The 20,267-nt window shown below is 53.9% G+C and carries 14 protein-coding genes and 1 tRNA gene; 7 read left to right on the plus strand and 8 right to left on the minus strand.

Annotation, left to right across the window (positions count from 1 at the left end; translation table 11 throughout):
* Positions 1–2: 2 nt before the first annotated feature.
* Positions 3–1,169 (plus strand): SGNH/GDSL hydrolase family protein, encoded by a 1,167-nt coding sequence (locus L1I42_RS13920; protein WP_236115276.1) that lies wholly within the window; start codon positions 3–5, stop codon positions 1,167–1,169.
* A 10-nt stretch (positions 1,170–1,179) separates the two neighbouring features.
* Here L1I42_RS13920 and L1I42_RS13925 read toward each other — a convergent pair whose 3' ends face one another.
* The 3 genes from L1I42_RS13925 to L1I42_RS13935 all read right to left on the minus strand — a co-directional run bounded on the left by L1I42_RS13925 (position 1,180) and on the right by L1I42_RS13935 (position 8,254).
* On the minus strand, positions 1,180–2,607 hold the full coding sequence (locus L1I42_RS13925; protein ID WP_236115277.1) for a glutamate synthase subunit beta: 1,428 nt from the start codon (positions 2,605–2,607) through the stop codon (positions 1,180–1,182).
* Between the two features lie 14 nt (positions 2,608–2,621).
* Positions 2,622–7,334 carry a glutamate synthase large subunit gene (gene gltB / locus L1I42_RS13930; RefSeq protein WP_236115278.1) on the minus strand — a complete coding sequence of 1,571 codons (4,713 nt, stop codon included), beginning with the start codon at positions 7,332–7,334 and terminating at the stop codon, positions 2,622–2,624.
* A 452-nt stretch (positions 7,335–7,786) separates the two neighbouring features.
* Entirely contained in the window at positions 7,787–8,254 is a 468-nt protein-coding gene (locus tag L1I42_RS13935; protein ID WP_236115279.1) for an Hsp20 family protein, read from the minus strand.
* A gap of 443 nt (positions 8,255–8,697) precedes the next feature.
* On the opposite strand from L1I42_RS13935, the gene L1I42_RS13940 reads away from it, so the two are divergent.
* Both L1I42_RS13940 and L1I42_RS13945 read left to right on the plus strand, forming a co-directional pair.
* Entirely contained in the window at positions 8,698–9,669 is a 972-nt protein-coding gene (locus L1I42_RS13940) for an alpha/beta fold hydrolase (protein ID WP_236115280.1), read from the plus strand.
* Complete coding sequence (locus L1I42_RS13945; RefSeq protein WP_236115281.1) at positions 9,669–10,220, plus strand: putative glycolipid-binding domain-containing protein; 552 nt, start codon at positions 9,669–9,671, stop codon at positions 10,218–10,220. The genes L1I42_RS13940 and L1I42_RS13945 overlap by 1 nt, the downstream gene beginning before the upstream one ends.
* On the opposite strand, the gene hisN is transcribed toward L1I42_RS13945, so the two are convergent.
* Together hisN and L1I42_RS13955 are read right to left on the minus strand one after the other, a co-directional pair.
* Positions 10,217–11,038, minus strand: coding sequence for a histidinol-phosphatase (hisN, locus tag L1I42_RS13950; RefSeq protein WP_236115282.1), 822 nt, complete (start codon positions 11,036–11,038; stop codon positions 10,217–10,219). The two genes, L1I42_RS13945 and hisN, sit on opposite strands and share 4 nt — an antisense overlap.
* A 291-nt stretch (positions 11,039–11,329) precedes the next feature.
* A complete protein-coding gene (locus tag L1I42_RS13955) occupies positions 11,330–12,151 on the minus strand; it encodes an N-formylglutamate amidohydrolase (RefSeq protein ID WP_439651510.1) in 822 nt (273 codons plus the stop codon).
* A gap of 340 nt (positions 12,152–12,491) precedes the next feature.
* Between L1I42_RS13955 and cpdR the strand changes: the two genes are divergently transcribed.
* Complete coding sequence (gene cpdR / locus L1I42_RS13960) at positions 12,492–12,851, plus strand: cell cycle two-component system response regulator CpdR (protein ID WP_027835038.1); 360 nt, start codon at positions 12,492–12,494, stop codon at positions 12,849–12,851.
* Between the two features lie 3 nt (positions 12,852–12,854).
* On the opposite strand, the gene L1I42_RS13965 is transcribed toward cpdR, so the two are convergent.
* A complete protein-coding gene (locus L1I42_RS13965; RefSeq protein ID WP_236115284.1) occupies positions 12,855–13,814 on the minus strand; it encodes an alpha/beta fold hydrolase in 960 nt (319 codons plus the stop codon).
* Positions 13,811–14,674, minus strand: a complete 864-nt coding sequence (locus tag L1I42_RS13970) for a fatty acid desaturase family protein (protein ID WP_236115285.1) — start codon at positions 14,672–14,674, stop codon at positions 13,811–13,813. Before L1I42_RS13970 ends, L1I42_RS13965 begins: the two co-directional genes overlap by 4 nt.
* A 164-nt stretch (positions 14,675–14,838) precedes the next feature.
* On the opposite strand from L1I42_RS13970, the gene L1I42_RS13975 reads away from it, so the two are divergent.
* Both L1I42_RS13975 and L1I42_RS13980 read left to right on the plus strand, forming a co-directional pair.
* Positions 14,839–14,913, plus strand: a tRNA-Val gene (locus tag L1I42_RS13975).
* A 219-nt stretch (positions 14,914–15,132) separates the two neighbouring features.
* Positions 15,133–17,511, plus strand: a complete 2,379-nt coding sequence (locus L1I42_RS13980; RefSeq protein ID WP_236115286.1) for a methyl-accepting chemotaxis protein — start codon at positions 15,133–15,135, stop codon at positions 17,509–17,511.
* Positions 17,512–17,521: 10 nt separating this feature from the next.
* Here L1I42_RS13980 and L1I42_RS13985 read toward each other — a convergent pair whose 3' ends face one another.
* Positions 17,522–18,826 carry an MFS transporter gene (locus L1I42_RS13985; protein ID WP_236115287.1) on the minus strand — a complete coding sequence of 435 codons (1,305 nt, stop codon included), beginning with the start codon at positions 18,824–18,826 and terminating at the stop codon, positions 17,522–17,524.
* A gap of 99 nt (positions 18,827–18,925) precedes the next feature.
* On the opposite strand from L1I42_RS13985, the gene gdhA reads away from it, so the two are divergent.
* Complete coding sequence (gdhA, locus tag L1I42_RS13990; protein WP_236115288.1) at positions 18,926–20,257, plus strand: NADP-specific glutamate dehydrogenase; 1,332 nt, start codon at positions 18,926–18,928, stop codon at positions 20,255–20,257.
* Positions 20,258–20,267 lie beyond the last annotated feature (10 nt).

Here is a 20,267-nt window from a genome sequence, read left to right on the forward strand (position 1 = left end):
AGATGCGCGCAATCTGGATGGTGGTTCTGTTGGCCCTGGCTCTGCCTATGGCCAGCTTCAACATGCCATTGACCGCTTTAGCGGAAGAACGCATTGAAGTGGCGCAAAACAATAGCGGTGACCGGCGCACCCTTTTTGATATTTTGTTTGGTCGCAAAAAAGAGCAACCCAAGCCGCAACAACAGCCAGCGCCAAAGCGGAGTTCACCCAGTGTGGCCGCGCCTGTTAAGGTGAATACGATTGAAAAGGCCCCGGATGCCACACGCCTGTTGGTGATTGGTGACAGTTTATCGATCGATCTGGCCAAGGGGTTGGATCGGTTTTATGCAGAAGATCCGCAATTGAAAATCATTGGGGCCGGCGTTGGCTCTTCCGGCTTTGTGCGGGACGATTATTACGATTGGAACAAAGCGATTGGCGAACGCATAGCCGCTGATGATTTTGACATGGTGGTGGTGGCGATAGGCACCAATGACCGCCAAGTCATTCGGACCGGGGAAGGGAGCTTCGATCCCTTGACCGATGGGTGGCGTGCCGCCTATCGCGCGCGGCTGTCTGAGTTTCATGCACAATTGAAAGCCGCGAACAAGCCGGTGGTGTGGTTGGGATTGCCGCCAATGCGCTCAGGCTCCTATTCATCGGCCATGAGCCAGATTTCATCCATTCATCGGCTGGTCGCTTTTGAATATGGGGCCGAATATGTCGACATTTACGAGCGATTCGTAGATGAGGACGGCAATTATTCTGCCTATGGGCCGGATTTGAACGGGCAAAATGCGCAGATGCGCAAAGGAGATGGCATTCACTTCACCGCGCGGGGGAATGACAAGCTGGCCTTCTTTGTAGATAAATCGATCAAGACCTTTTACCGCGGCGGCAGTGTGACGATTGCGGTGGCGGATCCATTGGAAAACAGTGATGCCGCGCAATTGCAACGCCCGCCTTTTCAAGGGCTGAGCCAGGTGCGTATGCTGGAGGTTGCCGGGGCTGTGCGGCCCTTGGGCGAAAAGCCGCGCGCCGACGCGGGCGGACTTGTGATGAAATCAGCGACCACAACACCTGTTGTGCAACTGGAGCAATTGATGGCGGCGCCGATCGGTCGTGCAGATGCGTTTGGTGTGGGGGTTGACCCGGCAGCTGAAGAGCAAGCACCACAGCTGCCGAGATAATTCGCAAGGGCTAGCGTGGCAGGGTGGTTGCGCCCATCAGGTCCATATCAATGGCACGGGCCGCCTGACGGCCCTCCCGAATGGCCCAGACCACCAGGGACTGGCCCCGCCGCATATCACCTGCCGCATAAACACCATCGACTGAGGTGCGGTAAGACAGCGTGTCGGCAAACAGATTTTTGCGCGGGTCGAGATCAGCGCCCAATTCGGCCAACAGACCTTCTTGCAACGGATGGGCAAAACCAATGGCCATCAGCACCAGATCTGCCCGCAAGATAAATTCGCCATTTTCCACGGGATCACGCTTTTCGTCGACGCGGGTACATTTTACCCCGGTCACGTGGCCGAGATCATTGCCGATCATTTCCACGGTTGCGGCCTGAAACTCACGATTTGCCCCTTCCGCTTGAGAAGAAGAAGTGCGCATTTTGATGGCCCAATGTGGCCAGCTGGTCAGCTTGTCTTCTTTTTCAGGCGGCTGCGGGCGAATATCCAATTGGGTGACGGACACAGCTCCTTGACGGAAGGCGGTGCCCACACAGTCTGATGCGGTATCGCCACCGCCAATCACCACGACGCGTTTGCCATTGGCCAAAATTGGCGCTTCATCGCCAATTTCTTCGCCGCTGACGCGCTTGTTTTGCTGAGTCAAATAGGGCATGGCGTAGTGCACGCCGCCGAGATCCTGGCCTTCGACGCCCGGATCGCGTGGATGTTCCGCGCCACCGGACAGCAGGACGGCATCGTGGTTCTTTTGCAGATTGGCAAAAGAGCGCGTCACCCCAATATTTTCGTTGTAATGGAAGATTACGCCTTCAGCTTCCATCTGCTCAACGCGCCAATCAATATGGTGCTTTTCCATTTTGAAATCAGGAATGCCATAGCGCAGCAAACCGCCTGCCTTGGCCTCGCGTTCATAAACATGCACTTCGTGACCCACCCGTGCCAATTGCTGGGCGGCGGCCATGCCGGCCGGACCGGAACCGATAATGGCAATTTTTTTGCCGGTTTTGGTTTCTGGCACCTGCGGCTTCAGCCATCCATTTTTAATGGCGCGGTCAGCAATGGTTTGCTCAATATTTTTGATGGTGACCGGCTGGTCTTCCAGATTGAGCGTGCAGGCCTCCTCACATGGGGCTGGACAAATGCGGCCGGTGAATTCAGGGAAATTGTTGGTGGAATGAAGGTTTTCAGACGCTTCTTCCCAATCACGCTGATACACCAGATCGTTCCAATCCGGAATCTGGTTGTTGACCGGGCAGCCCGTATCGCCATGACAATAGGGGATGCCGCAATCCATGCAGCGTGATGCTTGCCGCACAATCTCACCTTCGGTGAGCGGCACGGCAAATTCATTATAGTGGCGAACGCGGTCTGAAGCTGGCTCATAGCGCGCTTCCTGGCGATCGACTTCGAGAAAACCTGTGTGCTTACCCATGTTTGATGCCTTTCTTACGCGCTTTGACTTTGATCTTCAGTTTCACGACGTGCCGCTTCCATTTCCAAAATGGCGCGGCGATATTCCACCGGCATAACTTTTACAAATTTGCCGCGATAGTCTTCCCAATTGTCCAATATCAGCTTGGCACGGGAGGAGCCGGTATAGTGCAGATGGTTGGAGATCAATTGGAACAGGCGCTCGTCATCATGCTTGGTCATGTCGCCGGAAATATCCACACGGCCATGCCATTCTATGTCACCCCCGTGATGATGGTGTTCGCGCATCAGATCCTCTTCCTCAAGCACCGGCTCGAGGTCCACCATCGCCAGGTTGCAGCGGGAGCGGAAGGTCTGATCCTCGTCGAGCACATAAGCCACACCGCCGGACATGCCTGCGGCAAAGTTGCGGCCGGTCTCACCGATCACAACCACCACGCCGCCGGTCATATATTCGCAGCCATGGTCGCCCAGGCCCTCAACCACCGCGAGGGCCCCTGAGTTCCGTACAGCGAAACGTTCGCCGGCAAAGCCGCGGAAATAGCATTCACCGGAAATGGCGCCATAAAGCACGGTGTTGCCGACAATGATGGATTTCTCCGGCACGATATTAGCGTTTTCCGCCGGGCGCACCACAATGCGACCGCCAGAAAGGCCCTTGCCCACATAGTCATTGGCCTCACCCTGCAAATCAAAGCTGATGCCATTGGTGAGGAAGGCGCCAAAGGCTTGGCCGGCAATACCATGCAGATTGACCGCAATGGTGTCTTCAGGCAGGCCCTGCAAGCCATATTTCATGGCGACAGCGCCGGACAGCATGGCCCCGGCTGATCGATTTTTCGACTTGATGTCGATATCGAACTTGACCGGTTCGCCCTTTTCCAACGCTTTTTTGGACTTTTCGATCAGCGTCTTGTCCAAAATGTCATCCAGGCCGTGATCCTGCAATTGTGAGTGATAGTAAGTATCACCCTCGTGCAGCTCTGGCTTGTAGAGCAGTTTAGACAGGTCGATGCCCTGAGCCTTTTCGTGCGGTACATCTTTGCGCTGGCGCAGCAGTTCGGTGCGGCCCACCAGATCATTGATGGTTTTAACGCCCAACTCGGCCATCAATTGCCGCAGTTCTTCTGCGACATAGAAGAAGTAGTTCACCACATGGTCCGGTGTGCCTTTGAAGCGCTTGCGCAGTTCCGGATCCTGTGTGGCGATGCCGACAGGGCAGGTATTAAGGTGGCACTTGCGCATCATCAAGCAACCTGCCGCAATCAGGGGCGCTGTGGCAAAGCCAAACTCGTCTGCGCCCAAAATCGCACCGATCAACACATCGCGCCCCGTTTTGAAACCGCCATCTACTTGCAGTTTTACACGTGAACGCAGACGGTTCATCACCAAGGTCTGGTGTGTCTCAGCAATGCCGATTTCCCAAGGAGACCCAGCGTGTTTGATGGAGGTGAGCGGCGACGCGCCGGTGCCGCCATCATAGCCGGAAATGGTGATGTGGTCGGCGTGTGCTTTGGCCACACCAGCGGCCACCGTGCCTACGCCCAGCTCTGACACGAGCTTCACCGAAATGTCGGCCACCGGGTTCACATTTTTCAAATCATAGATCAGCTGGGCCAAATCTTCGATCGAATAGATGTCGTGGTGCGGCGGCGGTGAAATCAGGCCAACGCCAGGGGTTGAATGCCGGGTCTGCGCGATCACGGCATCCACCTTATGGCCGGGCAATTGCCCGCCTTCGCCGGGCTTGGCGCCCTGCGCCACTTTAATCTGGATCATATCGGAGTTGACCAGATAATCGGTGGTCACCCCGAAACGGCCAGAGGCGACCTGCTTGATGGCAGAGCGTTCCGGGTTGCGGCTGCCGTCGGGCAGCGGGTTGTAGCGATCTGGCTCTTCACCACCTTCGCCGGTGTTGGATTTGCCACCAATTCTGTTCATGGCGATGGCCAACGACGTGTGCGCTTCCCGCGAGATAGAACCAAATGACATGGCGCCGGTGGAGAAACGTTTGACGATCTCTTCCGCCGGTTCGACCTGGTCAATATCGATGGGCTCGCCCGCTGGGGCCAGTTCAAACAGAGAGCGGATGGTCAAAAGCTGTTCTGAGGCGTCATTTACCGCAGCGGCAAAGGCATCATATTTGGCTTGCGCCGTTTGCGGCGATTGCTCCGCCATACGAACTGCATGTTGAAGATCGGCAATGGTGTCGGGTGTCCATGAGTGTTTTTCGCCTCGGATGCGGTAGGCATATTCGCCACCGACATCGAGGCTGTTTTTCAACACGGCGTCATTGCCAAAGGCCAGCATATGTCGCTCAGCAGTTTCCTGCGCAACTTCTTTCAGTCCCACACCTTCGATGGAAGTGCCGGTGCCAAAGAAGAATTTTTTGACAAATTCTGTGCTGAGACCAACCGCATCAAAGATTTGCGCGCCGCAATAGGATTGATAGGTCGAAATGCCCATTTTGGACATGATCTTCAAAAGACCCTTGCCGATCGATTTGATATAGCGGGTAACACATTCCTGCTCGTCCACTTCCGGTGGGAAATGGCCCTCGGCCTGCATGGCGGAAATGGTTTCAAACGCCAGATAAGGGTTGATGGCTTCCGCACCATAGCCCGCCAGCACCGCGAAATGGTGCACTTCACGCGCTTCGCCGGTTTCTACAACCAGGCCGCAGGACGTGCGCAGACCCTTGCGGATCAAGTGGTGATGCACTGCCGCAGTGGCCAAAAGCGCCGGGATGGCGATCCGGTCATGAGAGATCAAGCGGTCAGACAAAATGATGATGTTCATGCCCAGGCGCACAGCGCTTTCAGCGCGGTCGCAAATGCCCTCAAGCGCCACTTCCATCCAGTCTGCGCCTTTTTCGGCGGCGTAGGTGATGTCGATGGTTTCGGTGATGAACTGGTTGTCACCGATCGAGCCGATGGTGCGCACTTTTTCCAGATCCTCATTGGTGAGGATGGGCTGACGCACTTCCAGCCGCTTGCGCTCTGAAAGACCTTCAAGGTCAAACAGGTTCGGGCGTGGGCCGATGAAGGAAATCAGGCTCATTACCGATTCTTCGCGGATCGGGTCAATCGGCGGGTTGGTCACCTGCGCAAAGTTCTGCTTGAAATAGGAATAAAGCAGCTTTGACTTTGAAGAGAGGGCGGAAATGGGCGTGTCGGTGCCCATAGATCCAACGCCTTCCTGCCCCGTGGTCGCCATGGGCGGCAGCAGGAACTTGATGTCTTCTTGCGTGTAACCAAAGGCCTGCTGGCGGTCCAACAAGCTGTCAAACGGCTGCACCGGCTGACGGTCTACCCCTGGGGCTTCTTCCAACACAATCTGCGTGCGGGAGAGCCATTTTTGATAGGGGTTCTTCTTTGCCAGTTCCGTTTTGACTTCGTCGTCGGAAATCATTTTGTTGTTTTCAAGGTCGACCAGCAGCATTTTACCTGGCTGCAAGCGCCACTTTTCAACAATATCTTCTTCTGGAATATCCAGCACACCCGCTTCAGAAGCGAGGATGATCTGGTTGTTTTTGGTGACGCAATAGCGAGCCGGGCGCAGGCCGTTGCGGTCGAGCGTGGCAGTGATATAGCGCCCGTCGGTCATGACCATGGCGGCAGGACCATCCCATGGCTCCATCAATGCTGCGTGATATTCATAAAAGGCCCGGCGCTCGTCGTCCATCAGCGGATTGCCGGCCCAGGCTTGCGGCACCATCATCATGGCGGCGTGGGGCAGCTTATAACCCCCGCGTACCAGAAATTCGAGCGCGTTATCGAAACAGGCGGTATCAGACTGGCCTTCATAGGAAATCGGCCAGATTTTGCTGATGTCATCACCGAATTTGTCAGAGGCCACAGACGCTTGGCGCGCCGCCATCCAGTTCACATTGCCGCGGATGGTGTTGATTTCACCATTGTGTGCCACAAAGCGATAGGGGTGCGCCAACTTCCAGGACGGGAAGGTGTTTGTGGAGAAGCGTTGGTGCACCACGGCAAGAGCGGATTTAAAATCTTCGTCCACAAGGTCCAGATAAAACGGCCCCAATTGTTCGGCCAAGAACATGCCTTTATACACAATGGTGCGGGCAGAGAAGGACACCACATAAAAACCATTGTCGCTGTCGGCTTCGGGCAACTCGCGATAGATGGTGTTGGAGATCACCTTGCGGGTGATCAGCAATTTGGTTTCAAACTCTTCGTCGCTCAACCCTTCGGGACGGGCCACAAACACTTGTTCAATGATGGGCTGTGTGGCGATGACGCCTTCGGAAAGTGAAGAATTGTCTGTCGGAACCTCTCGGGTGCCCAGAATTTCCAGGCCTTCAGCGCGAGCGCAATTGGCCAGTTTTTCCGCGCATTTTGCCTTCAGTTTGGCATCATTGGGGTAAAACAGCATGGCCACGGCATATTCGCCGGCTTCGGGCAGCTCGAAATCGACCGATTTGGCGAAGAAGGCATGGGGAATTTGCACCAGCATGCCAGCGCCGTCACCCATCAACGGATCTGCGCCCACCGCGCCCCGGTGAGTCAAGTTAATCAGGATTTTCAGCCCGGATTCAACAATGTCATGGGTGGCGGTGTTGTCGATATTGGCGATCAGTCCCAAGCCGCATGCATCATGCTCGTTCACCGGGTCGTAAAGGCCCACCGGTTTGGGGCGGCCATTTGCTGGTTTGGCAGGTGCTACCTGCACGTCATGCAAAGCTTGGTCATTCTTTTTGGCCATAAGCCCCTCCATAATAGTCACTGCCATTCCGCGCCGTGGGAGCGAAATTTGGGTCAGGTTTACATATGCCGTGCGTTATGAACCGCATTCACAACGCGCCGTCCGCGACAAGCGCAATTTTTCCTAAAATGGGCGATCGCGATCTTTTTGATCTTGTCGTCGCGCCCAATCGAGCCTTGTTTCGGCTCTCCCCCAGAGTGCTATACACAGCTTATGACACAAAAATATAAGCCTGTTGCATTAAAAGCAACTTCGGCATTCCGGTCATATGGTATGGACAGTATTGCTGTCCTATTTTTGGGCGGAGATTATTCGATATCGCGGGGAGGGGCAAGGGGGGCGACAAAGTTTTTTTGTCGCAGGAGCAGCACAAGTTGAGGTTAAATAAAAGCGGGGCACAACATGTTGTGGTTGCGCCCCGGCTGTCTGTCAATTTATTGACGAATTGACGACTAGTTTTTCAACTCGCCCTCAATTTTCTTTTGTTCGGTTCCGCTATCGGTTCCAATGGCGATTTTGCGCGGACGCTTGCTCTCTGGCAGTTCGCGCGCCAGTTCAATGTGCAACAGGCCGTTTTCCAGATCGGCGCCGCGCACCTCTACATAATCGGCCAGTTTAAACCGACGTTCGAAGGAGCGTTCGGCAATGCCGCGATGCAGGAAGTCGCGTGACTGCTCAGATTCGCTTTGAGACTTCGCGCCCTTGACGATGATCGCATTTTCCTTGGTCTCGATCACCAGATCGTCTTTTGAGAACCCGGCCACCGCCATGGAAATGCGGTATGTGTCTTCGCCTGTCCGCTCAATGTTGTACGGCGGGAAAGCGTTGGGTTCTTGTGGTGAGAGATCGTCAAGCAGGTTGAACAGGCGATCAAAGCCTACGGTTGAGCGATAGAATGGGGATAGATCCAATGTGTTCATGACATATTCTCCTTTTGAAGCAATATGAACGTTCAAGATCCCAATATGGGCATCTTTTCTAGCTTTTCCGTCAGCCCCCTTTTGGGCTGCTGACATTTCATAATTTGGGATCGATGTTCCGAATTTCAAGAGGGGCAATCAAAATTTCCAGCTATGAATTTTGGTATATTTTTCAGATTATTAGAAGATGAACCGAAAATGAATGCCTGATTATAAGACGGTTCAGTTGCGTTCCTTTAGCTTGAGACTTGTGAGCCGCTAAACAGTCTGATCACGGCTTGCAACAACCTTAATCGGAACATCATCATCCGCCCCCCGCATGATGTTCCACCCCAATAAGCCAGCAATTTTTTAAATTGCTGGCTTTATTGTTTTCATCTTGCAACTGGTGCCCAATGCTTCCTAAATGAGAAAGCCGTTGACTGCGTTGCCGAGGAGAAATGATGAACGCGCCCAATAAAGTGATGGGGCCAGAACTGGCCAATATCCCAAGCAATCCCATTCCGTCGGGCGCGCGGGCCGGTTTTTTCAAAACCCGGGACAAGGTGCAATTGCGCTATGCGCTTTGGCCGCGGCTGGGCAACAAAAACAAGGGCACCATCTGCCTGGTGCAGGGGCGCACGGAATATATCGAGAAATATTTCGAGACCATTTATGATTTCCAGCAGCGAGGCTTTGCGGTGGCCACATTTGACTGGCGCGGGCAGGGCGGGTCTGACCGTTTGATCACTGATCCACAACTGGGGCATGTGGAAGATTTCGATGACTTTGTCACCGATTTGGTCAGCTTTCACGCCGACATTTTATTGCCAGACTGCCCGCCCCCTTATTATCTGGTGGGGCATTCGATGGGTGGGCTGGCCTCCCTGTTCGCCGCCACCCGCGATCGGTTGATGTTTGATCGGGTGTTTCTAAGTGCGCCAATGGTGGCATTGGATTTGGCGGTAAGCATTTCAACCGGCAAGAACCTGGTGCAATTGATGAAGTTTTTGGGCGCCGGGCATTTGCCGATGCAGCCCTGGAAATTTCCGCGGCCAAGCGCAAAAACCTTTCCTGGCAACGAACTGACCTCAGATCACGGACGCTATATGCGCATGGTCAAAACATTGGATCACAGACCCGATTTGTTGATCGGTGCCCCGACCGTCGGGTGGACCGCGGCCAGTTTGGCCGCCATGGAGGAGGCAGGGGCCCCTGAGTTTGGCCAAAAGGTCAAGTTGCCCGTGTTGATGTTGGCCGCGGCGGATGACCGCGTGGTGTCCACATCGGCCATTGAACATCTTGGCATGAGCATGCGCACCGGGCGACATGCGGTGTTGCCAAATGCGCGGCACGAAATCTTTATGGAAAATGATGGCATTCGGGCTCAGGCCTTTGCCGCCTTCGATGCCTTTATAACAGAACAGGGACGATAATGAGCACCCATCACCACCAGATTCGTTGGCGTAATCTTGAAACTGAGGGGCTGGAACTGGTGCGGGTCGATATTACCCCCTCGCTAATTGATGTGACCGGGCGGGTGATCAGCACGGCGGACAAAAGAGATTTCGCCTTGGATTATGCACTGGAACTGGATGTGGATTGGCAGTTGCTGCGTGCCGATTTGCGGCTGATTGATGGGCACAGCCTTTCACTGCGCCGCTCGGATGCGGGCCATTGGCTGAATGGTCATGAGGTGAAAATGCCAGCGCTGGATGGCGCGGTGGATATTGATATTTTCGCCACGCCCTTCACCAACAGCTTGCCGATCAATCGGCTGAAACTGGCCGAGGGCGATAAAGCTCAAACGGAAGTGATCTATATAGCTGATTTGGAGCTAACGCCCACCATGGTGCAGCAAAACTATGCCTGCACCGGCCCGCAACACTATGATTATGAAAGCCTGACCACCGGTTTTAAAACTGCATTTGACGTCGACGAGAATGGTTATGTGCGCGACTATCCCGACTTGTTTGAACGACTCTAGTCGGTGGCATGCGGCGCCAGATATTTGATCGCTTGGTCGTAAATTTGTTTGTTGGCGGCGGCGATGACTTGTCCGCCTGACACCGCCGACTTTCCTGACCAGGTGGTGACAATGCCGCCAGCTTCTTCGATCAGTGGGATCATGGCCGCGATATCAACATCTTTCAGACCTTCTTCCACCACCAGCTCACCGTGACCTGCAGCGAGCATGGCATAGCCGTAGCAATCCAGACCATAACGGGCCAGTTTCACATCAGCCTCCAGCTTATCATAGGCCTGACCGGTTGTTTCAGACAAAAAGATGCGCGGCGAGGTGGTGAACATACGGGCATCGCCCAATTCGCTCACCTGGCTGGTTTGCAGGTCCGCCAATTCTGTGCCGCGCTCGACCACCGCGCCCTCACCGCGAATGGCGATAAAATTTTCGCCGATATGGGGCTGGCTCATTAACCCGGCGATGGGCACTTGTTTGTGGGTTAGCGCGATCAAGGTGCCCCAAACGGGCAAGCCGGAAATGAAGGCGCGGGTGCCGTCAATCGGGTCGATGACCCAGTTAAACGGGCTATCGCTTTCCTGATTGGCGAGTTCTTCGCCAGAAATGCCGTGATTCGGAAAATATTTGTTGATGATGGCGCGAATGGCCATCTCTGCCTGTTTGTCGGCTTCGGTGACGGGGTCAAAGCCTTGGTTGAGTTTATTTTCAATGGCGATGCTGGTGCGGAAAAAAGCTGTGGTGATCGTGGCAGCGGCGCCCGCAGCCTCCCGTAATAGATCATTGATTTCACTTGTCTTTATTTCATTTTTCCAGTCTGAATTCATCAGAATTTATCGCCCTTTATTTGGTCGTGTCTCAGAAAAATACAATTGTTAATAAATTGTACACTTTTTGAACTTAGCTTTGATTGTGAGACAACTTGTATTAGTCTAGTATTCTAAACAATGCCTGTTGGATCGCTTGCAGTTCTGGGTATTCAGTTCACTCCAGTAAGTGCATGATGCATTAGCGGCTCACCTGATCTGACAGCATCGAGCTGCTGACGTTTCCTCCCTTGACTTTGGGCCGCTTAGGGCGGCCCCCTTTTTCGAGATAGACTTGAATCTATGCTGGATTTATTCGGCGGCGAGCTGTTGATCAAGCAATTCGGTGAGATCAAGGCGCGCATAGAGCGCAATCAACTTTTGTAATATCGCCTGAATAGACGAAAAATTACTGGTTTTTTCCAAGGTGGCTTCGTTCATATATAGATGTCGGCCGATCTCAATCTGTAATGCGTGCACATTGTTGTGGGGCTGGCCATAAGCTTTGGTGATGAAGCCGCCTGCATATGGCCGGTTACGCGCCACTTTCAAGCCGGCGGTGGTAAATAAGGTGTCGGTCAATTCCACCAGAATGGGATGACAGGCGCTGCCATGGCGATCACCCAACACAATGTCTGGTGCATTGGCATTGCCGGATTTGTCCAGATTGGGCATGGAATGACAATCGATCAGCACAGCCATGCCGAACCGGTTCAGGGTTTGGGTCAACAGGGTCTGCAACGTGTTGTGATATGGTTTGTAAATGCCTTCGATGCGCATCAAAGCGTCGTCATGGCTCAGCTTGTCGCGGTAGATGGGTTTGCGCTCCGCGACAATTTTGGCGATTGTGCCGAGGCCCGCGGCAACGCGGGGGGAGGCCGTGTTGTAGTTGGGTTTGAGCGGGTCGCGAAACATTTTCGGGTCCAGCTCATAAGGTTCCCGATTCACATCCAGATAAGCGCGGGGAAAGTGGGCCCGCAACATCAGCGCTCCCATATGGGGTGCGCGCTCGAATAATTCATCTACATAAGCATCTTCGGACTGGCGGATCGATAGATTGTCGAGCCGGGTCATGTCCAAAAAACGTTGCGGATAGTCGCGGCCAGAATGGGCCGAATTGAAAACGAAGGGCATGCGTTGTAGGCGCGGCCGAATGGTTTCAAATGCCGGCCGGTCGGCAAAATCTGAGTTCAAACCATTCTCCCTTCATGTCCAAACACGCCATGGCGACAAGCCAGATCTTTGTTGCTCATGGCATCAACCTTCTCCGCCCAGCAGCACAGGTGAGCAGATATAGTTACATTGTTTGCATAGTGTGCCCAAAATAAGATGAAAAATCCAGAGCAACTTATTGTTTAAGAAAACGATATAGCAGCGTTTTGTGAAACAGGCATAATTGTTTTTAAGCCTTGATAGGGGCTGGAAATCGGGGCAAAATCGCGAATCAGTGCAATCGGGTTAGGGGACCACTCAAATGCGTCGCATTTTGCTTGCCGAAGATGACAATGACATGCGTAAGTTTTTGACGCGTGCGCTTTCTAGTGCAGGATATGACGTGGTGGCTTTCGACAATGGTCGTTCAGCTTATGAAAAGCTGCGCGAAGAGCCCTTTACCCTGCTTCTCTCTGATATTGTGATGCCTGAGATGGACGGCATTGAGCTTGCCCGTCGGGCCACAGAGCTGGACCCGGATTTGAAAGTGATGTTTATCACCGGTTTTGCCGCGGTCGCGCTGAACCCGGACAGCGAAGCGCCGAAAGATGCGTCTGTGCTGTCCAAGCCGTTTCACTTGAAAGACCTGGTCGACGAAGTTGAACGGCTATTGGCTGCCTGACCTTTAGATTTTACCCTCAAAATAGGCGCTGATGCGCTGGTGCATCGGGGCCATATCCGTCTCTGATGGCATATGTGCGCTTTGTTCCAGTATTTCAGTGTGGGCCATGGGCAGTGCTTGTTGGGCGTTGGCCAGCGTGGGCTTATGAGGAAACACAAAATCCTGTTGGGCGAAGATGGCAAAAGTGGGGGTGACATTTGCCTCAAAGTCCCCCGGTTTAAAGGGCCCGGCCGGCCGATGGCGCCAAAATTCAGTGTAGCGGATCACGGCGTCAAAATAGTCAAGATTATCTGGCGTCAGGCTGCGCGAAAGCGGTCTGGCAATGTGTTTAAGCCATGCCGTGCTGATTTGCTGATCATCGTGAAAGGGCCAATAGCGATAGGTGAGCCAGTTGGCGGCCAGTCCCACATAGAGCTTGAGGTAGGGCAAGTTGGGGGTTAACCCCGCAGGCACCACCAGTGCTTGCTTGCCAATGCGCTCCGGGGCCAGTGCGGTCATTTCCAAAGCGATGGAGCCACCAAAACTGGCGGACGCCATGCCCGCTTTGTCAATGCCCAACTGATCCAATACTTCAAATCCCCATCGGCCATAGGCGCCTCTTCTGGATGGAAAGGGCCGGTCTTCAGAATGGCCGGGCTGGCCAATCAGGTCGGGCGCGATCAGTAAATGGGTCTTTTGCAGATTGGCAAAAAAATCCAACATCATCGGTCCGGCAATGGACATGCCGGGCAAAATAAAGAGTGGGGGTGCGTCCGGGTGTCCTGCAATAGACAAAAAGGTCTGGCCAAACGAGGTGGGCACCATTTTGTGGCGCACGGGGAAGGCGAGATCGTCGATCGATTTTTGATATAACGCCCAGAGGCGCGCGCGTCCCTTGTGTGAGCGATAGACCGATTTGCGCGGCAGCGGTTTGGCCGGGTCGGCCAGTCGGAGCAATGCCTTATCGCTGGCGAGGTGGTTCATCGCTCTTTGCTCCACGGATCAATAATGGTGATTTTCACGCCATCAGCCTTGAGGCTTTCACGGGCCTCATTAAAAAGCGTTTCGTGGGTAAATGAAGGCAGACGCGGATATTCGTGATGCAGGAAGTGGTGATTGTTCATCCAAAAGAAGGGACAAATGACCCATTCCCAAAGACGTTCACCATGGATAATGCGCGTGGTACGGGCCCGGTCCGGGCTCTGTTCTGCATCATGCAAGAGGCGATGAGATGTGGAAATAATGGCGGAGGCCAACGAGGCCGGCCCAAGCCAGAGGAAAAAGGTTTCCACCGGTGCAATGATCAGCAGGCTGATCAGCACCATGATTTGCACGCTGATCCGGGCATAAGCTCCGATAATGAAATTGGGGTGCAGTTCACCATTGCGCGCCGCTTTGATAAACAGGCGCAAATAATGCAGCGGCACAAATAGCGCCAGCAAAAAACCGGTGGGTACGGAGAAGCGCTGCATCCAATAATCGGGATCGAGCGCCGGGTTATTGGTGTTGGAGTGGTGGCGCAAATGCAAAAATTTGAAGGTAGGAAAATCATAAAGCAGCATTAGCGAATGGGCCGTGCCAACCATCTGATCCAGCCATTGGTGGCGCCCCCCACCAGATATGGTTTTGTGTGACGCCTCATGCGCCAGGGCAAAACTGACATGAATACATAAAAAGCTGACCAGGGTGGCGGCCCATAGGGGCCAGGGACCAAAGAGTGTGGCGGCCAGATTGGCCAAAAACAGGGAGACCACCAGCAGGGAGACCAGCAGCGTGGGCCAGGCGACTTTGCCATGATGCGCCTTTAAAATCTCTCGCGCCAATTGTCTATGGTTGGCAGACATGAATTACCCAAACCCTTCATCTGTTCGTCAGTATGCAAGTCTATGAATTGTCTGTCCAGTTCTAGATATTAGGTCATATTTACCAATTGACCTATTGACCATCATATGGATTTTATGGTCTATCAGCGACGCACCGATTTTATTGGTCGGTCCGCACCAAGAATGGGCGTGTAGCTCAGCGGGAGAGCACTACGTTGACATCGTAGGGGTCACTGGTTCAATCCCAGTCACGCCCACCATTCTTACCCCTTCTTTTTCATATCTGTTCTGATGGGGTAATTTTTGCGCAAGCACCTACCTTAAAATTACATAGCGTCTCTATGATTGAGTTGACATAAGCTATTGTTATATAAGAAATTTATTGTCACAAAACTTTCATCAAACGTTAGGAAATTGGCGAGAATTCGAGACCACTATCGCGCACAAATATCTCCGTTGCACGATAGGTTGTGTCCGCTATGTCCCTTGCTCAATTTCTGAATCACTTAAAGCTTTCCACGAAAATGTCGGCCCTGTTGGCCGGGCTGGTGCTGGCCACTGTAATTTGTACCTCTGCAATTGGCTATTTTTTCTCCGCGCAATCATTGGCGCATGAAAGTGCGACTCGGCTGGGGTCGATCGCATCGCTGAAATCGCGTCTGATTGCCGACAAAATGACAGCGATCGAACATGAACTGCTGCTCAATGCCAATAAACGCAATATTCGCGACGGAATTGAGCTGATGGCGAGCGCCTATGGCGGGCTGGCCTTTATGGGCGATGTGACGAAATTGCTGCAGGATGCTTACATTTTGAATAACCCGCACGCGGCTGAAGAGCGCTATTTGCTGGACCGGTCGAGCCTGGGCGATTCCTACGATCGTTATCACGCCGGGCGACATCAAGGATTGGTTGAGTTGGCGCTGACCAACAATTATGGCGACATCTATCTGATCGACAAAAAAGGTAATGTCATCTATTCGGTGTTCAAACATGGTGACTTCGCCACCAATCTGCTTGCGGCGGAAAACCTGCAATTTGGCGCAGGGTTGGCTGAAATGTTTCGCACTGCAGTGGAGCTGGAGCAGGGGCAAACCGCCTTTGTGGATTTCGCCCCTTATGGTGAAACCGGGCAGATGGTTGCGTTCTTGGGCACGCCGGTGATGGACGAGACGGGCAAGCCGCTTGGTGTAATGGGGTTTCAACTCAAGTTGGACAGTTTAAACGCCATCTTGTCGCTGGCTGAAGGGTTGGGGGCGAGCGGGCAAAGTCATTTGTTGAACGGTGATGGACGTCTATTGGCCAGTTCAAACCCTTCACCAGATGTTTCAAATGATGCATTGGTGACAGAAATATCTGCGCTCCGTGGGCCGCAGGTTTTTGATGCGCAGGATCAAGCGGGACAATTGCGCACGCATGTGGTGGAGCCGATCCAGTTTGATAAAGCAAACTGGTATATGGATGTGTCACAGAGCCGCAACGAGTTGACAAGCCCGACGCAAACGCTGGGGTGGATCATGGTGGCCGTCGGGGCGATGATTATGGTGCTGTCCACCACCTTGGCGTTGGTCTATGCCCGATCCATTGCCAAGCCGATCGCCTTGTTGACCGGTGCCATGCGGAAATTGGCCGATGGGGCGCATGATGTGACGTTGCCGACGATGCAACGGCGAGATGAGATCGGCGACATGCGGGCAACAGTGGATGTGTTTCGCGAAAATGCGGCCAAGGTGGCGGCGCTTTCGGCCGAGGAGAAAAACCGACTGGCCGAGCGCGAACGTCGCGCAACGCAGATGGCGGCTTTTCAAAGCACCATGTCAAATGTGGTGGAGGCCGCGGCCAATGGCGATTTCTCCCAACGTTTGCCCGAAGATCAGCCTGATCTGGAGCTGGCCCATTTGGCGCGGGCGGTGAACACATTGGTTCGAAATGTTGATCATGGGGTTTCAGAGACGGCGCGGGTTTTATCGGCCCTGGCGCAGGCAGATCTGACGGCGCGTATGAAAGGCGATGCGAAAGGGGCTTTTGCCCATTTGCGGCACGACACCAATAAAGTGGCGCGCTCGCTTGCCGATATTGTCTCAAAACTCAAGCGCGCGGCCTCTTCTTTGAAAACGGCCAGCTATGATATGGATCTGAATGCCCGCAATTTGACCGAGCGCAATGGGCAACAAAGTCAATTGGTGCAAGAGACCCGTCGGGCGATGAACGAAGTTGCAGAACTGATCAACGGTGCGGCAGCAGAAACCGGGGCAGTGGCGGCCCGATCCGAATCCGTAGGCGATATCGCCACCCAAAATGCGCAACTTATGGCAGAGGCCAATCAGGCCATGGAACGGATTACCCAGAGTGCTTCACGCATTTCCACCATTATCGGGATGATTGATGATATTGCCTTCCAGACCAATTTGCTGGCGCTAAATGCTTCGGTTGAGGCGGCGCGGGCCGGTGAGGCGGGCAAGGGGTTTGCCGTTGTTGCGGTTGAGGTGCGGCGATTGGCGCAATCCACGGCCGCCGCGTCCTCTGAAGTGAAGAGCCTGATCGAGCAAAGCAACAATGAAGTGGCACAGGGCACCAAGCTGGTGGCACAATCCACCCATATGTTGAATGATATGGTGGATGGGGTGCGCGACAATAACCAGGCGCTGGCGCAATTGGCGGCAGCGACCAACCAGCAAGCCCAAACCATCACTTATCTCAGTCAGGATATATCCAGCCTGGGCGATATGATCGGCGAAAGTTCTGCATTGGTGTTGCGCAATAATGAAAATATTGAACACACAGCGCGGCAGTCGCAGCGGCTGGATGATATTGTGACCCTGTTTAATCTCGATCCACTGCAAGAGGCGGTCGCCTAGGATCAAGACTCTAGTGCTGCTCCTCATTGAGGCGCAGGGCGCAGGCGCTGGCCGCAAAACACATCAGGGCAAAGAGACCGATTACGCTATGCGCGCCAAATAACGTGCCAACCACCCCGAAAATCGATCCAGCCAGCAACACCACGCCGATGATGGTGTTGCTCAAAGCGGTGTAGACCGCGCGATCGTCTTTGTCGGCCATATCCACCAAATGAGTGGACCGCCCCAGACGGACGCCTTGATATGCAATCATAAGACCGAAAAGCAGCAGGGGCAGCATGTAGATGCTGTTCAACCAGCCCAGCAAATCGGCGACAACGCTGAGGGCCAATGCCAACCCACCCATCAGGCCGGAAAGGGCCAAAGTTTTCCGGCTCGAGCGGTCAGCCAATCGGCCCCATATATAGCTGGAGATCAGACCCGCCCCGGCGGAGGCCAAAAGCAATAGCCCAAGGCCCTGAAAGGCTTGGGTGTTGACATCATTGGCACCACCAAGGGCGATCATAAAGGGTGGGGCGAGCGCGGTGGCGGTCAATAGGGCCCGGGTGAGGATAAACCAGAATAGTTGCTTGTCCTGTTTAAGTGCCGAGGCATTTTCCAATGCGAGCGTAAAGGGATTGCCGCCGCCTTCATTCGCTCCCTTTTCTTCGGCCAGTCGCAAAAAGTTGAGACTGCCAAAAATCCAAAACAGGCCAGCACTGGCCAGCCCGACTTGAACCAGCATCAGTTTATGTTCGCCCACGAAAGTGAGCAAAAGCGCAAAGCCGATCACAAAGCCTGCCCCGATGGAGGACGCGGTGCCAGTGGCGGTACCGCGCACGGATTTGGCCACGGTTTTGCCCAGCACATCTTTATAGGCCACCGAGCAGACGGAGCGCGCGAGGGCCAAAAGGGTGAGCAGGGCGATGATGGAGAAGCCCAGAGCCCAACCCTGTAACGTAAATGCGGCGAGGGCCATGCCCGAGGCCGCCGCGCCTTGCAAAAATGCGCCGATGGCCCAGGCAAATTTGCGTTGTGCCATGTTGCGGATGTGACCCGCCGTGAACAATTGCGGCAGCAGGGCCCCAGCCTCACGCACCGGCACCAGCATGCCGATGATGGCGGCGGGCGCCCCGGCCGTGGTGAGCAGCCAGCTCAAGATCAGTTTTGGATCCACCAAGCCGTCGGCCATTTTGCTCATGCTGAGCGACGCCACATGGATGGCGAAGTTTGCCTCTTTGGCATTGCAGGCCTTCTCCGGGATATCCCGGCAGACGCGTCCGTCGTCTTCTGCGGTCAAAAGGTCATACGCAATTTGGCTGGGCGACTGGGACATACTACCTCTTTAAGTTCATTATGATCTTTATACGGTGGTGGAACGTTGTCTGATCACTGACATTTACTATTCACTTGTTGTACGCGATGGAGGTCCATTTTGGCTCATATTGAAGACATTTTTAAAAATCTAAAGAACCAAATGCCGGAAGAGCCGCAATTTTATCAGGCGGTGAGCGAGGTGTCTGGGGATATTGAGCACGTTTTGGACGAGCAAAAGAAATATCGCGACAATAAGGTTTTCGAGCGGCTGCTGGTGCCGGACCGCGTCATTCAGTTCCGGGTGAACTGGTTGGATGATCAACAAAATGTCCAAATCAATACCGGCTGGCGCGTTCAATATAACAATGTGCTTGGCCCCTATAAGGGCGGCTTGCGCTTTCATCCGGATGTTCGTCTCGATACCTTTAAATTTCTAGGTTTTGAACAAACCTTGAAAAATGCGCTGACAGGATTGCCGATGGGCGGTGGTAAAGGCGGGTCAGATTTCAACCCCAAGGGCAGAAGTGAAAGTGAGATCATGCGCTTTTGTCAGGCCTTTATGCAGGAACTTTATCGCCATATCGGGGCCGATCGCGACGTGCCAGCGGGAGATATTGGCGTGGGTAACCGCGAGATCGGCTTTCTGTTTGGCGCATATAAGCAACTCACCGGGCGGCATGAGGCGGTGTTGACCGGCAAAAATCCCGGCTTTGGCGGGAGTTGTATCCGCAAAGAAGCCACAGGGTTTGGCTGTGTCTATTTTTTGATGAATATGCTGGCGCATCAGGACGATGAGATCGAAGGCAAGCGGTGCGCTTTGTCCGGGGCGGGCAATGTGGCGCTTTATACCGCCAAGAAGCTGGTGGAGCGCAAAGCCAAGGTGGTCACCCTTTCGGATAGTCAGGGCTATGTGGTCAAGAATGACGGCTTTAGCGCCGAGGACATTGAGCGCATCATTGATCTCAAGGAAAATCAGCGTGGCGCACTTGCCGATTTTGAAGCAGATGAGATCACCTATCACGACGGAAAAAAGCCTTGGGGTGAAGATTTTGACATTGCCATTCCCGCGGCCACGCAAAATGAAGTGAGCGGCGCGGATATGGACAAAATGCTTGCGGGCAAGATGTCTATGATTTGCGAAGCAGCAAATATGCCGCTGCAGGCCCCGGCTCGGGAAAAGGCCCGTGAGCGCGGCATTGCCATTGGCCCGGCCAAAGCGGCCAATGCCGGCGGTGTGGCGGTTTCCGGGCTGGAGCGCAGCCAAAATGCGATGCATTTATCCTGGTCGGCGTCCAAGGTTGATAAGAAATTACGCAAGATCATGAAGCAAATTCACAAGGATTGCGTGGCCTGTGCGCGTGACGATAAACGGCCCGACTATATTGAAGGGGCCAATATTGCTGGGTTTAAGCGCGTGGCCGAAGCCTTGTCTGTATATGGCGTGAGCTAGGTCCTGACCC

This window comes from Maritalea mediterranea, assembly GCF_021568695.1.
GTDB classification, from domain to species: domain Bacteria; phylum Pseudomonadota; class Alphaproteobacteria; order Rhizobiales; family Devosiaceae; genus Maritalea; species Maritalea mediterranea.

What these genes read in the sequence shown, in the direction of transcription:
- L1I42_RS13920 (WP_236115276.1), top strand. Translation starts at nt 3, where the DNA reads ATGCGCGCAATCTGGATGGTGGTTCTGTTGGCCCTGGCTCTGCCTATG.
- L1I42_RS13925 (WP_236115277.1), bottom strand. Translation starts at nt 2,607, where the DNA reads ATGGGTAAGCACACAGGTTTTCTCGAAGTCGATCGCCAGGAAGCGCGC.
- gltB (WP_236115278.1), bottom strand. Translation starts at nt 7,334, where the DNA reads ATGGCCAAAAAGAATGACCAAGCTTTGCATGACGTGCAGGTAGCACCT.
- L1I42_RS13935 (WP_236115279.1), bottom strand. Translation starts at nt 8,254, where the DNA reads ATGAACACATTGGATCTATCCCCATTCTATCGCTCAACCGTAGGCTTT.
- L1I42_RS13940 (WP_236115280.1), top strand. Translation starts at nt 8,698, where the DNA reads ATGAACGCGCCCAATAAAGTGATGGGGCCAGAACTGGCCAATATCCCA.
- L1I42_RS13945 (WP_236115281.1), top strand. Translation starts at nt 9,669, where the DNA reads ATGAGCACCCATCACCACCAGATTCGTTGGCGTAATCTTGAAACTGAG.
- hisN (WP_236115282.1), bottom strand. Translation starts at nt 11,038, where the DNA reads ATGAATTCAGACTGGAAAAATGAAATAAAGACAAGTGAAATCAATGAT.
- L1I42_RS13955 (WP_439651510.1), bottom strand. Translation starts at nt 12,151, where the DNA reads ATGCCCTTCGTTTTCAATTCGGCCCATTCTGGCCGCGACTATCCGCAA.
- cpdR (WP_027835038.1), top strand. Translation starts at nt 12,492, where the DNA reads ATGCGTCGCATTTTGCTTGCCGAAGATGACAATGACATGCGTAAGTTT.
- L1I42_RS13965 (WP_236115284.1), bottom strand. Translation starts at nt 13,814, where the DNA reads ATGAACCACCTCGCCAGCGATAAGGCATTGCTCCGACTGGCCGACCCG.
- L1I42_RS13970 (WP_236115285.1), bottom strand. Translation starts at nt 14,674, where the DNA reads ATGTCTGCCAACCATAGACAATTGGCGCGAGAGATTTTAAAGGCGCAT.
- L1I42_RS13980 (WP_236115286.1), top strand. Translation starts at nt 15,133, where the DNA reads ATGTCCCTTGCTCAATTTCTGAATCACTTAAAGCTTTCCACGAAAATG.
- L1I42_RS13985 (WP_236115287.1), bottom strand. Translation starts at nt 18,826, where the DNA reads ATGTCCCAGTCGCCCAGCCAAATTGCGTATGACCTTTTGACCGCAGAA.